This window comes from Pseudomonas sp. M5A4_2d (genome assembly GCF_053345295.1).
In genome coordinates this window covers 918,997-931,529 of record NZ_JBKEZW010000001.1, presented here as the reverse complement: position 1 = coordinate 931,529, position 12,533 = coordinate 918,997, and the positions used below count along the sequence as shown (strand labels likewise).

Here is a 12,533-nt window from a genome sequence, read left to right as displayed (position 1 = left end):
CCCTTCACAGCCCCAATTCCTTATACAGGGGTGACAACTGTGTATGAGATTAGTCATTTAACGATAAACCGCCAGTTCGCTCGGGTTTACCCGCCCGCCATGCTTTTTCGAGATAGCTGGCGGCGCCGTTCTCTATTGGTCAAATCACGGCGGGCGCCCTAAAGTAAGGGACCACAGAAATACAGAGTGAACCGCATTGGCTGTGCTTTCCTTGATTCAGCGTCTGCTCGGTAAAAAAACAGATACCCCGGACGCGTCCCCGATCCCGAGGTTTTTTCAGAAAAAGGCCGAGCAGCAGGGCTATATCCTCAGTGCCGGCCAAACCCGGGCAATCACCGCCCTCGCCCGCGAGACCCAGCACCTGCTCGCCGGGCAGCCCACCCGTAGCCTTTACCTGTATGGCCCCGTGGGGCGTGGCAAAAGCTGGCTGCTGGATGGCTTTTTCCAGGCGCTGCCGATTGCCGAAAAACAGCGCGTGCACTTCCACACTTTTTTTGCCCGCCTGCACCGGGGCATGTTCAAGCACCGTGAGCATGACGACGCCCTGGCCGCCACCCTGAATGAGCTGCTGGCGGGTTGCCGGGTGTTGTGTTTCGACGAATTCCACGTCCACGACATCGGCGATGCCATGCTCATCAGTCGGTTGTTCAAGGCCTTGTTCCAGCGCGGCGTGCTGGTGCTGGTGACCTCCAACTATGCGCCCGAAGGGTTGCTGCCCAATCCGCTGTACCACGAGCGGTTCAAGCCGGTAATTGACCTGATCGCGGCGCGTATGGAGGTGCTGGAAGTCAGTTCACCCCAGGACTTTCGCAGCCTGCCCCAGGCCCATGCCGAGCAGCGTTTTACCGGCGGCCAGTATGTATGGCCGGGTACCGTCGCCCAGCGTGAAGCGCTCGGGTTGCCCGCCACGCAAGGCCCGGCACACGCCCTGACGGTCGGCAACCGGCAGCTCGTGTGCCGCAGCCATCAGGCGCGCACCATCGTGTTCACCTTCAACGACCTGTGCGAACAGCTCACGGCGGTCATGGACTACCTGCTGCTATGCGCGGACTTCGACCACTGGGTTATCGATGGCCTGCCGCAACTGGCAGAGTGTCCAATCGCTGTGCAGCAGCGTTTTATCAACCTGGTAGACGTGCTCTACGACCAGGACAAACGCCTGACCCTGATCGGCCAACAGCCGTTGACCGAATCTCTGGAAGGCCAGGCCATCGACCTCGCCCGCACCGCCAGCCGCCTGAACCAATTGCAAACCGTCTGCCCGCAACGTGCGCCCGACCCGGTATCATGAGCGCCTTTTACACCCTATTGCCGAGTGACCGCGCCGTTCATGAATACCCTCGACCAACTCAAGACTGGCCAATTGGCCGGTACCAAGCGCCTGGACCTGGCCTGCGGGCTGACCGAATTCCCGCAAGAAATCTTCGAGCTGGCCGACACCCTGGAAATCCTCAACCTCACGGGTAACGCCCTGAGCAGCCTGCCGGACGACCTGCATCGCCTGTCGCACTTGCGGGTGCTGTTCTGCTCGGACAACGCCTTTACCGAACTACCCGAATGCCTGGGCCAGTGCGCCAAGTTGAGCATGATCGGCTTCAAGGCCAACCAGATCAGCCATGTACCCGCCGCCGCGCTGCCGGCGCAATTGCGCTGGCTGATCCTCACCGACAACTGCATCAGCCAACTGCCCAGCGAATTGGGCGAGCGGCCGTTGCTGCAAAAACTGATGCTGGCCGGCAACCATCTGGCGCACCTGCCGGAGAGCCTGGCCAACTGCAAAAACCTGGAGCTGATCCGCATCGCCTCCAACCGTCTGACCCAACTGCCGGAATGGCTGCTGGCGCTGCCGAGTCTGACGTGGCTGGCCTATGCCGGTAACCCGGTGGAAATGGCAGTGGACGTGGCCGCTGATGACGTGACGCCGAACATTCCCTGGTCAGAACTGGACCTGGGCGAAGTGCTGGGCGAAGGCGCCTCGGGGATCATTCGTAAAGCGTTGTGGAAGCCGCAAGCCTTGCCTGTCGCGGTAAAACTGTACAAAGGCACGATCACCAGCGACGGTTCACCGCTGCATGAAATGCAGGCCTGCATCGCTGCCGGGTTGCACCCCAACCTGATCAAGGTAGAAGGCCGCATCAAAGGTCACCCTGATAATCAAGCCGCGCTGGTCATGGACCTGATCGACCCGAGCTACCGCAACCTCGCGGCATTGCCGAGCCTGGCGTCCTGCACGCGCGATATCTACGAGCCCACGACTCGCTTCAGCGTCGATGTGGCCTTGCGCATGGCGCGTGGCATCGCCTCGGTGGCGGCGCACTTGCACCGGCACGGCATCACCCATGGCGATTTGTACGGCCACAATATTCTGTGGAATGCAGCAGGCGATTGCTTGCTCGGGGACTTTGGCGCGGCGTCGTTCCATGCCACGGCGGACACCTTGGAAACCAGAGCGTTGCAGCGCATCGAAGTGCGCGCGTTTGGGGTGTTGCTTGGGGAGTTGTTGGAGCGGATCGAGACTGAGTTCAACGACGAGGGACTGGTAGACCTGCAGAAACGATGCTGCCAGCCGGATGTGTTAGCGCGACCGGGCTTCGAAGAAATCGAAGCGCTGCTGAGGTCTCTGCCAAACCACTAAACCAATGTGGGAGCGGGCATGCTCGCGAATGCGGCGTGTCAGTCAGCTGATCTGGCGACTGACACACTGCATTCGCGAGCAAGCCCGCTCCCACATTTTTACTGCATGTATTCAGCTACAAATCAGCCGGCCAGGCCGACGAACATATCCTGCACGTCATCGTGGTTGTCCAGGCCTTCCAGGAAGGCTTCGACTTCGGCCATCTGCTCATCGGTCAACCCGCTCACCGGGTTCTTCGAGATATAGCCCAGCTTGGCCGACAGCACGGTGAAACCCTGCTCCGGCAGCGCTTTTTGCACGGCATCGAGGTCGGTGGTTTCGGTAATGAACAAGGTGGTGCCTTCTTCTTCGCCGTCTTCAAAATCCTGGGCGCCCGCTTCAATGGCGGCCATTTCCGGATCAGCGTCAGGGCTGTCCGGCGACGCCTCGATCAGGCCCACATGGTTGAAGTCCCACGCCACAGAGCCGGATGCGCCCAATTGGCCCTTGCGGAACGCTACACGGATTTCCGCCACGGTACGGTTGATGTTGTCGGTCACGCATTCGACGATCAGCGGCACCTGGTGCGGAGCGAAACCCTCGTACGTCACGCGGTGGTACTGCACGGTTTCACCCAGCAGGCCGGCGCCTTTCTTGATGGCGCGCTCCAGGGTTTCCTTGGGCATCGAGGCTTTTTTGGCCTGCTCCACCACCAGACGCAAGTGGGCGTTGGTCGCGGTGTCGGCACCGTTGCGGGCGGCGATGGTGATTTCTTTCACCAGCTTGCCGAAAATCTTGCCCTTGGCATTGGATGCCGCTTCTTTATGTTTGACTTTCCACTGTGCGCCCATGACTCACTCTCTTCCTGTCCATCGCGCCGAGACGTCTACTGGCCGGCGCTTTGGGGGCAGAGTTTATAGCGCAAAAACCCATCGTTCCACCAAAAAACCGTCAAGACGCCAACTCGAAAAACGCCTGGATCAGGCGCAATGAGCGGCGTCGCTCCATGCAACCGAGCATGTGCCGGTTCACCAGCCCCTCGCCCTGCAAGGGAATGGCATGCACCCGCGGGTCACGGCTGACTTCCATCGACGACACCACCCCCACCCCCAGTTCAGCGGCGACGGCTTCGGTGACGGCCTCGCGGCTGTCCAGTTCCAGCAACACCCTGGGCTGCACAGCGGCGATTGCGCAAGCGCTGTCGAAAGTGCGACGGGTGATGGAGCTGGGCTCGCGCAGCACCATGATCACGTCGTGCAATTGCTCCAGGCGAATGCCCGCCGGGTCGATCAGCCAAGGGTGCCCGGCCGGTACCAAGGCGCAGATCCGCGATTCATCAAGGGGCTGCAGATGCAAGCCACTGCGCGGCTCCACCTCGGTGAGCACCGCCACATCGGCATGCTCCGACAGCAGCGCCGCCAGGGTTTCCTGGGCATTGCCCAACCGCAGGTTGACGGTAATGCCTGGGTAGCGTGCGCGCAGCCGCGCGATCATCGGCATTACCAGGTGCGGGCCGTCCGCCGCGACTTCCAGCCGCCCGGCGAGCAATTGCCGATTGGCCTCCAGCAGGGTCTGTGCCTCGTCCACCAGGCCGAAGATCGCCCGGGTGATCGCCGCCAGGCGCGTGCCTTCCTCGGTCAATTCCACCCGGCGTGCCGTACGGCGCAACAGCGGGATCTGGTAGTGCTCTTCCAGCGCCTTGATATGCCCGGTCACCGCCGGCTGGCTGATGAATAGCCGCGCCGCCGCCCGGGTAAAACTGCCCTCACGGGCCACGGCATCGAATGCGCGCAGTTGGAACAAATTCATAGCTATCGGCCTAACTGATAGCTCGCATAACAACAAACAATTTGATTGATGACAAGCCAAACTGCAATTTAGGCGCCTTAGAGTCAACCCAATGCCCGCGAGGACCTCAGATGACCAGCACCGCGCCGATCCTGCTCACACCCGGCCCACTGACCACGTCCGCCCGCACGCGCCAGGCGATGATGGTGGATTGGGGTTCATGGGACGAGCGCTTCAACCAACTCACCGCCAGTGTGTGCGAGCAACTGCTGGCGATCCTCAACGCCAGCCACAGCCATGACTGTGTGCCGTTGCAAGGCAGCGGCACCTTCGCGGTCGAAGCGGCCATCGGCACGCTGGTCCCGCGTGATGGCAAGGTGCTGGTGCTGATCAACGGCGCCTACGGCAAGCGCCTGGCCAGGATTTGCGAAGTGCTCGGCCGCGATTTCAGCACCTTCGAAACCGCCGAAGATGCACTCACCACTGCCGACGATGTGGACCGCCTGCTGCGCGCCGACCCGGCCATTTCCCATGTAGCGCTGATCCACTGTGAAACCAGCACCGGCATTCTCAACCCACTGCCGCAGATCGCCGACGTGGTTAAAAACCACGGCAAGCGCCTGATCATCGACGCCATGAGTTCCTTCGGCGCGCTGCCAATCGATGCCCGCGAGGTGCGGTTCGACGCGCTGATCGCAGCGTCGGGTAAATGCCTGGAAGGCGTGCCAGGCATGGGTTTTGTGTTCGCCGATAAACAGGCGCTGGCCGCCGCCCAAGGCAACTGCCACTCCCTGGCGATGGACCTGTTCGACCAACACAGCTACATGGCCAAGACCGGCCAATGGCGTTTCACGCCACCGACCCATGTGGTCGCGGCCCTGCACGAAGCGCTGCTGCAATACGTTGAGGAAGGCGGCCTGCCCGCGCGCCATCAACGTTACGCCCGCAACTGCCAGGCATTGCTCGACGGCATGGCCGAACTTGGCCTGCGCAGTTTCCTGCCCACGGCGATCCAGGCCCCGATCATCGTCACCTTCCATGCCCCACAAGACCCGCGTTACCAGTTCAAGGCGTTCTACGAGCGGGTCAAGGCCAAGGGTTTCATCCTGTATCCCGGCAAATTGACCGAAGTAGACACCTTTCGCGTGGGCTGCATCGGCCATGTCGACACGGCCGAGATGCGCGCCGCCGTCGCGGCCATCGCCCAGGCGCTGCACGCCATGCACATCAACCTTTCATCTTTTGGATCTCAGCCATGAACTATCAAAACCCCACCACCTTGCAGGCCGTGATCCTCGACTGGGCCGGCACCGTGGTCGACTTCGGCTCCTTCGCCCCCACGCAGATCTTTGTCGAAGCCTTCGCCGAGTTCGACGTGCAAGTCTCCATCGATGAAGCCCGTGGCCCGATGGGCATGGGCAAGTGGGACCATATCCGCACACTCTGCGACCAGCCGCAGGTGGCCGAGCGTTACCGCAAGGCCTTCGGCCGCACGCCGACGGATGACGACGTCACTGCCATTTACCAACGCTTCATGCCGCTGCAGATCGAGAAGATCGCCGAGCACTCGGCCCTCATCCCCGGCGCCCTCGACACCCTCGCCCGGCTGCGCGTTCAAGGCATCAAGATCGGCTCCTGCTCCGGCTACCCCAAGCAAGTCATGGACAAGGTGGTCGCCCTGGCCGCGATCAATGGCTACATCGCCGACCACGTGGTTGCCACCGACGAAGTGCCCAACGGCCGTCCGTGGCCGGCCCAGGCCCTGGCCAACGTGATCGCCCTGGGTATTGACGATGTGGCGGCGTGCGTGAAGGTCGATGACACCGTGCCGGGCATCCTCGAAGGACGCCGCGCCGGAATGTGGACCGTGGCCCTGACCTGCTCGGGCAATGCCCTGGGCCTGAACTACGAACAGTTTCGTGCGCTGGACCAGGACACCCTGGCCCGCGAGCGCAAGCGTATCGAGGCGATGTTCAAAGGCTCGCGCCCGCATTACCTGATCGACACCATTACCGACCTGCCGGCGGTGATTAGCGACATCAACCAGCGCCTGGCCCGTGGTGAAATGCCGCAAAGCCACTGATAGAGGTCAACACAACGGCATTCGCACCGGGCAAACCCGCCAAAACAGGCTTACAGTAATAGGACTCCGTCGCCAAAGAACGGAGGTTTGCCCTGATGAGTGAGGAAGAAAGCGATGCCGTGGAAAAATTCCGATACGCGCTACAGCACCATGTCGATTGCACTGCACTGGTTGATGGTGGTGCTGCTGGCGGTGGTTTACGCCTGCATTGAGTTTCGCGGGATCTTTCCCAAAGGCAGTGGCGGGCGGGCCCTGATTGTAGAAATGCACTACATGTTCGGCCTGACGGTGTTTGTGCTGGTCTGGCTGCGCCTGTTTGCCCGTACCTTGGGCGTTGCACCGAAGATCGTGCCGGCACCGCCGCAATGGCAATCGTTGCTGGCGACACTGATGCATCTGGCGCTGTACGTATTCATGATCGGCATGCCGATTTTCGGCTGGCTGATCGTGAGTGCCCAGGGCCATTCCGTGATGTTCTACGGGATCGAGTTGCCGCCCTTGATTGGCGAAAACAAAGACTTGTCCAAGCAGATCAAAGAATGGCACGAGCTGGGAGGCACCGTCGGTTATTGGCTGATCGGCCTGCATGCCTTGGCCGGCCTGTACCACCATTACTTCATGCGCGATAACACTGTGTTTCGCATGATGCCCAAGCGCTAACCCTGCATGCTCCGGCGGCCTTGCAGGCCGCCGGTGTGCACGAAGATCAAGCGAGTGGCGGGGGCGAAGCGTCCCGCCTCGATCTGTTGCTTCAATGCCAGCAAGGCCTTGCCGGTGTAAAGCGGCTCCAGCAGCAGGCCGCATGCCTGCTCCGTGGCCTGGATAAAATTGAGCAATAACGGGTCGACCTTGGCGAAACCGCCTCGGCTCGCGTCCAGCAGTTCATAGCCATGCTGCACGATGGCCTGCACGTTCTGCGCAACCCCGTGATCATCCGGTACCGCCAAGGCACCGAACACCGGATGCACGCCCGCCTCTGCCAGCGCCAACCCGGCCAGTGTGGTGCCGGTGCCCGCCGCCAACCACCATGCGTCGTAATCAGCCCAACCGAGCGTGTTCAGTTGTTCGCGCGCCTGCTCGACCAACACCCCGCAACCCATTGCACCGGCCCGTCCGCCGCCGCCCTCGGGCACGGGATAGAGATGGGGATATTGTTCACGCCACGGCAGCCAGAAACCGGCGTCATGACGCGCGCGATAACCGCCGTAACCCAGCCAGTGCAGCTGCATGCCGAAGGCTTTCAGGTCAAGGATGGTGGGGGTGTCTTGAGGATGGCCACGTAGCAGGCCGACGGTGGGGAAATCAAACCGCTTGCCGGCCGCCGCCAACGCGTGCAGATGGTTGGAATGAGCGCCACCCAGGCTGATGAGTCCAGCGGCACCGGCCTGTTGTGCGTCCGCCAGGTGTTGGGTGAGCTTGAACCACTTGTTGCCGCTGATAAGTGGGTCGATACGGTCCAGCCGCAGCACGGCCAACTCGACCCCGTTAAGCCAATCCAGCAGCAAGGGTTCAAGTGGAGCGCGAGGAAGCCAGTCGAAAGGACCCATTAGCAAGCATCTGAATAAAAAACGGGGCGGTAGTCTATCACCGCCCCCTTGCGTCGCCTTATAGCTCGGCAGCCAGGCGCGAGCCCTGGTTGATGGCGCGCTTGGCATCCAGCTCGGCCGCCACATCGGCACCGCCGATGAGGTGCACGTTCTGGCCTGCTGCGACCAGGCCATCGTGCAATTCGCGCAGCGGATCCTGCCCGGCGCAGATGACGATATTGTCCACCGCCAGCACTTGAGGCTCACCCTCGGCGCCGATGCGGATATGCAAGCCTTCGTCATCGATCTTCAAGTAGTCGACGCTGTTGAGCATCTGCACCCGCTTGTTCTTCAGGCCCGTGCGGTGGATCCAGCCGGTGGTTTTGCCCAGCCCGTCGCCGACCTTGGAGGTCTTGCGTTGCAGCAGGAACACTTCGCGCGCCGGTGCATGGGGCTGGGGCTTGATGCCCGCCACGCCACCACGGGCTTGCAGTTGGGTGTCGATGCCCCACTCTTTCCAGAACGCTTCGCGGTCCAGGCTAGTGGACACGCCTTCATGCACCAGGAACTCGGAGACGTCAAAACCGATACCGCCGGCGCCAATCACCGCAACGCGCTTGCCCACCGGTTTGCGCTCAAGGATCACGTCCAGGTAGCTCAGCACCTTGGCGTTATCGATACCCGGGATGGCCGGGGTGCGCGGTGCAATGCCGGTGGCCAGAATGATTTCGTCATAGCCGCCCGCCGCCAGTTGCGCGACATCCACGCGGGTGTTGAGGCACAGCTCGACGTGGGTGGTCTGCAACTTGCGTTTGAAGTAGCGCAGGGTTTCAAAAAACTCTTCCTTGCCCGGTACACGCTTGGCGATATTGAACTGGCCGCCGATCTCGTTGGCGGAGTCGAACAGCGTCACTTGATGACCGCGCTCAGCCGCCACGGTGGCCGCCGCCAGCCCGGCAGGACCGGCACCGACCACGGCAATTTTCTTGATCTGTTTCACCGGCAGGTAGTTGAGTTCGGTCTCGTAGCACGCCCGCGGGTTGACCAGGCAGGTGGTCAGTTTGCCGCCAAACGTGTGGTCCAGGCAGGCCTGGTTGCAGCCGATACAGGTGTTAATTTCATCCGCACGGCCGGCAGCGGCCTTGTTGACGAACTCCGGGTCGGCCAGGAACGGCCGCGCCATCGAGACCATATCGGCATCACCTTCGGCGAGGATCTGCTCAGCGATTTCCGGGGTGTTGATGCGGTTGGTGGTGATCAGCGGAATCTTCACCGAGCCGCGTAGCTTGGCGGTGACTTTACTGAATGCACCACGCGGCACCTTGGTCGCGATGGTCGGGATACGCGCTTCGTGCCAGCCGATACCGGTGTTGATCAGGGTCGCACCGGCCTGCTCGATGGCCTTGGCCAACTGCACGATTTCTTCCCAGGAGCTGCCACCTTCCACCAGGTCTAGCATCGACAGGCGGAAGATAATGATGAAATTCGGGCCCACCGCTTCGCGCACGCGACGCACGACGTCCACCGCCAGGCGCATACGGTTTTCGTAGCTGCCGCCCCAACGGTCGGTGCGGTGGTTGGTGTGGGCGGCGAGGAACTGGTTAATGAAGTAGCCTTCGGAGCCCATGATTTCGACGCCGTCATACTCGGCGACCTGGGCCAGCAGCGAGCAGGTGACAAAATCCTGTATCTGCTTCTCGATGCCCTCTTCGTCCAGCTCCTTGGGTTTGAACGGGTTGATCGGCGCTTGAATCGCGCTGGGGGCGACCTGCTTGGGGCTGTAGGCATAACGGCCAGCGTGGAGGATCTGCATGCAGATCTTGCCGCCCGCCTCGTGCACCGCCTGGGTCACGATCCTGTGCTTTTGTGCTTCCTCGTCGGTGGTCAGTTTGGCTGCACCGGCGTACACGCCACCTTCATCGTTCGGGCCGATACCGCCGGTGACCATCAGGCCGACGCCGCCACGGGCACGCTCGGCAAAATAGGCGGCCATGCGTTCGAAACCACCGGGTTTTTCTTCCAGGCCAGTGTGCATCGAGCCCATCAGGGTGCGGTTGCGCAAGGTAGTGAAACCCAGGTCCAACGGGGCCAGCAAGTGCGGGTAGGCAGCAGCGGTCATGGTACAGCTCCACAACGGATCATCACGGGACGTGACGCGCTCGAACGGCGCGCCATCGGTTTATGTCCCACAGACTAAGAGGCGATGGACTACCGCTCAATGACTGAAACTGACAAGTTATTGATCCAAATGCACAGCGCCCCTTGGCAAGCCGCTGCCTGGGCCCTACCCTAGTCGGCGAACCCTGCACCCGGTCTGTTGTCTGTTGCCCCATGCGTAAACTTCTAGCGTTCACCGTCACCATGGCCCTGGTTGCCGCCGTCGCCGCGTATCTGGTCTGGACCCAGGAGCGCCCTGTGGCGCATTACCTGTCGGACCTGCGCATCACCCTGGCTATCAACGAAGGCCAACCCGCCGATCGCGGTAACTTGCTGGGTATCCAGCCAGAGCTGTTTCCCGCCGATTACCAAAGCCTGGAACGCCTGCACCTGAAGCTCGCGGCCTACCTGCAAAAAGCGCGGGACAAAGGCTTGATCAACGACAAGACCATCGTCGTGCTGCCGGAACACATCGGCACGTGGCTGATGCTCAGCGGCGAGAAGAACGAGCTGTACCAGGCGGTGCATCTGAAAGACGCGATGAATTGGCTGTCGGCCAGCAACCCGTTGCAATTCGCCCGCGCCTGGATCAGCGCCACCGGCGATAACCGCATGGACGACGCCTACCTGCGCATGAAAGCACCGGCCATGGCCCGCGACTATCAGGTGCTGTTCGGCGGCCTGGCCAAAGAATTCGGGGTTACGCTGGTGGCCGGCTCTATCGCCCTGCCCAACCCGAGTGTCAGCCAGGGGCAACTGCAGGTCGGTCAGGGTGCGCTGTATAACGCCAGCCTGGTGTTTGGCGCGGACGGTTTGCCGGTAGGCCAGCCACAGCGCCAGTTCTACCCGATCTACGACGAGCGCGGCTTTATCGAACCGGGCGATGAGAACATCGTCAGCGTGGTCGACACCCCGGCCGGACGCCTGGGCATCCTGATCGGCAGCGACAGCTGGTACCCGGACAATTACCGCAAACTCAACGAGCAAGGCGCGCAACTGGTCGCAGTGCCAGCCTTTGTGACCGGCCGCGACACCTGGGAGCGCCCATGGCGCGGCTTTAAAAGCGTTTCAACGCCGCCCGAAATCAGCCTCAAGCCCGAAGAACTCAGTGAAGGCGAAGCCTGGCGCCGCCTCACCCTGATCAGCCAACAGCCAATCAGCCAGGCAAGCGCCGGAATGAGCGTATTCCTGCGCGGGCAGTTCTGGGACCTGGGCACCGCCGGGCACAGCTTCCTCAGCGGCAACGGGCACGTCATCACAGGCAACGACGCCCGTGGCGCGCGCCTGCTGAATATCTGGTTGTAGTGCCGTGAAGCCGGTGCGCCTGGGCGATCTTTCGGTGGGCTTCGTGCACACCCTGGCGGACGCCATTCAAAGCCATAGCCTGGACCCGCAACCGCTGTTGCTGCAATACGGCCTGGACCCGGCGCGCCTCGCCGAAGCGGGGGCGCGCCTGTCGATCCCGCGCTACATGCGCCTGGGCCACGCAGCCATCCAACTGACCGGCGACCCTGCCCTGGGGCTGCGCATGGGCCAACTGAGTCGCCTGAGCCAGGCTGGACTGGCAGGCGTGACTGCCGCACAGGCACCGAATGTGCGAGAAGCGGCCCGCACATTGACCCGTTTTGAAGCGCTGTACGGCTCCAACTATCGCGGGCAATCGAGCTTTCACGAAGACGCCGAAGGCGCCTGGCTGCGTTTCTATTCCATCAGCCCTTACAACGCCTACAACCGCTTTGTGGTGGATTCGATCATCGCCGGCTGGCTGCAGCAATTGTCGAGCGTGGCGCAGCAACCGGTGCAGGCACAGCGCATTGACATCGAGTTTGAAGCCCCGGCGTACAGCGAACAGTACGGTGTACTCGGTGACAGCCCGGTCCACTTCGGCGCCGACGCCAATCAACTGCGCCTCAACCAGCAGACCCTGGCCTTGCGTAACCCGCAGCACTGCCCCAGTACCTGGCACCTGTTGTTGAAGTTATGTGAACACGAATTGGAGCAGTTGACCCGCACCCGCAGTCTGCGCGAGCGCATTACCCGGTTGCTCGGGCCGATGCTCAATGGCGGCCGGGAGCCCGACCTGGAAGAAGTGGCGGCACGCTTGAAGCTGCCTACCTGGACACTGCGGCGCAAACTGGCCGAAGAAGGCACTCAGTTTCGCGCAATTCTCAACGATACCCGCCGCGACCTGGCCATGACCTACATTCGCGATACGGAACTGGCGTTCGGCGAGATCGCCTACTTGCTCGGTTTTGCCTCAGCCCAGGCCTTTCAACGGGCGTTCAGGCGGTGGAACAACCAGACCCCAGGGGAATTTCGCCGCAGTCAGCGGCATTCCGCCTGAAGTCGGTCTTACAGCTCGGTT

At 61.9% G+C, this 12,533-nt stretch carries 11 protein-coding genes; 7 read left to right on the top strand and 4 right to left on the bottom strand.

Features of this window, described 5'->3' with window-relative positions; genetic code table 11:
• Positions 1-196 precede the first annotated feature (196 nt).
• Both zapE and ACLBW8_RS04335 read left to right on the top strand, forming a co-directional pair.
• Complete coding sequence (gene zapE, locus ACLBW8_RS04340; protein ID WP_447804670.1) at positions 197-1,291, top strand: cell division protein ZapE; 1,095 nt, start codon at positions 197-199, stop codon at positions 1,289-1,291.
• Positions 1,292-1,330: 39 nt separating this feature from the next.
• Positions 1,331-2,635, top strand: coding sequence for a protein kinase (locus ACLBW8_RS04335; RefSeq protein WP_447804669.1), 1,305 nt, complete (start codon positions 1,331-1,333; stop codon positions 2,633-2,635).
• A gap of 122 nt (positions 2,636-2,757) precedes the next feature.
• On the opposite strand, the gene ACLBW8_RS04330 is transcribed toward ACLBW8_RS04335, so the two are convergent.
• Together ACLBW8_RS04330 and ACLBW8_RS04325 are read right to left on the bottom strand one after the other, a co-directional pair.
• Positions 2,758-3,465: a YebC/PmpR family DNA-binding transcriptional regulator gene (locus tag ACLBW8_RS04330; protein ID WP_064452994.1), complete on the bottom strand. Its 708-nt coding sequence runs from the start codon at positions 3,463-3,465 to the stop codon at positions 2,758-2,760.
• Between the two features lie 100 nt (positions 3,466-3,565).
• Positions 3,566-4,423, bottom strand: coding sequence for a LysR substrate-binding domain-containing protein (locus tag ACLBW8_RS04325; RefSeq protein WP_447804668.1), 858 nt, complete (start codon positions 4,421-4,423; stop codon positions 3,566-3,568).
• Positions 4,424-4,533: 110 nt separating this feature from the next.
• Here ACLBW8_RS04325 and ACLBW8_RS04320 point away from each other — a divergent pair, with 110 nt between their 5' ends.
• The 3 genes from ACLBW8_RS04320 to ACLBW8_RS04310 all read left to right on the top strand — a co-directional run bounded on the left by ACLBW8_RS04320 (position 4,534) and on the right by ACLBW8_RS04310 (position 7,145).
• Positions 4,534-5,661, top strand: coding sequence for a 2-aminoethylphosphonate--pyruvate transaminase (locus ACLBW8_RS04320; RefSeq protein ID WP_447804667.1), 1,128 nt, complete (start codon positions 4,534-4,536; stop codon positions 5,659-5,661).
• Complete coding sequence (gene phnX, locus ACLBW8_RS04315) at positions 5,658-6,485, top strand: phosphonoacetaldehyde hydrolase (RefSeq protein ID WP_447804666.1); 828 nt, start codon at positions 5,658-5,660, stop codon at positions 6,483-6,485. Before ACLBW8_RS04320 ends, phnX begins: the two co-directional genes overlap by 4 nt.
• 114 nt (positions 6,486-6,599) lie before the next feature.
• Complete coding sequence (locus ACLBW8_RS04310; RefSeq protein WP_064452998.1) at positions 6,600-7,145, top strand: cytochrome b; 546 nt, start codon at positions 6,600-6,602, stop codon at positions 7,143-7,145.
• Here ACLBW8_RS04310 and ACLBW8_RS04305 read toward each other — a convergent pair.
• Entirely contained in the window at positions 7,142-8,032 is an 891-nt protein-coding gene (locus ACLBW8_RS04305) for a 1-aminocyclopropane-1-carboxylate deaminase/D-cysteine desulfhydrase (RefSeq protein WP_064452999.1), read from the bottom strand. The genes ACLBW8_RS04310 and ACLBW8_RS04305 overlap by 4 nt on opposite strands.
• 58 nt (positions 8,033-8,090) lie before the next feature.
• Positions 8,091-10,130, bottom strand: coding sequence for an oxidoreductase (locus tag ACLBW8_RS04300; protein WP_447804665.1), 2,040 nt, complete (start codon positions 10,128-10,130; stop codon positions 8,091-8,093).
• A gap of 212 nt (positions 10,131-10,342) precedes the next feature.
• Between ACLBW8_RS04300 and ACLBW8_RS04295 the strand changes: the two genes are divergently transcribed.
• Together ACLBW8_RS04295 and ACLBW8_RS04290 are read left to right on the top strand one after the other, a co-directional pair.
• A complete protein-coding gene (locus tag ACLBW8_RS04295; protein WP_221295133.1) occupies positions 10,343-11,473 on the top strand; it encodes a carbon-nitrogen hydrolase family protein in 1,131 nt (376 codons plus the stop codon).
• A gap of 4 nt (positions 11,474-11,477) precedes the next feature.
• Positions 11,478-12,512, top strand: a complete 1,035-nt coding sequence (locus tag ACLBW8_RS04290; RefSeq protein ID WP_447804664.1) for an AraC family transcriptional regulator — start codon at positions 11,478-11,480, stop codon at positions 12,510-12,512.
• The last annotated feature ends 21 nt before the right edge of the window (positions 12,513-12,533 follow it).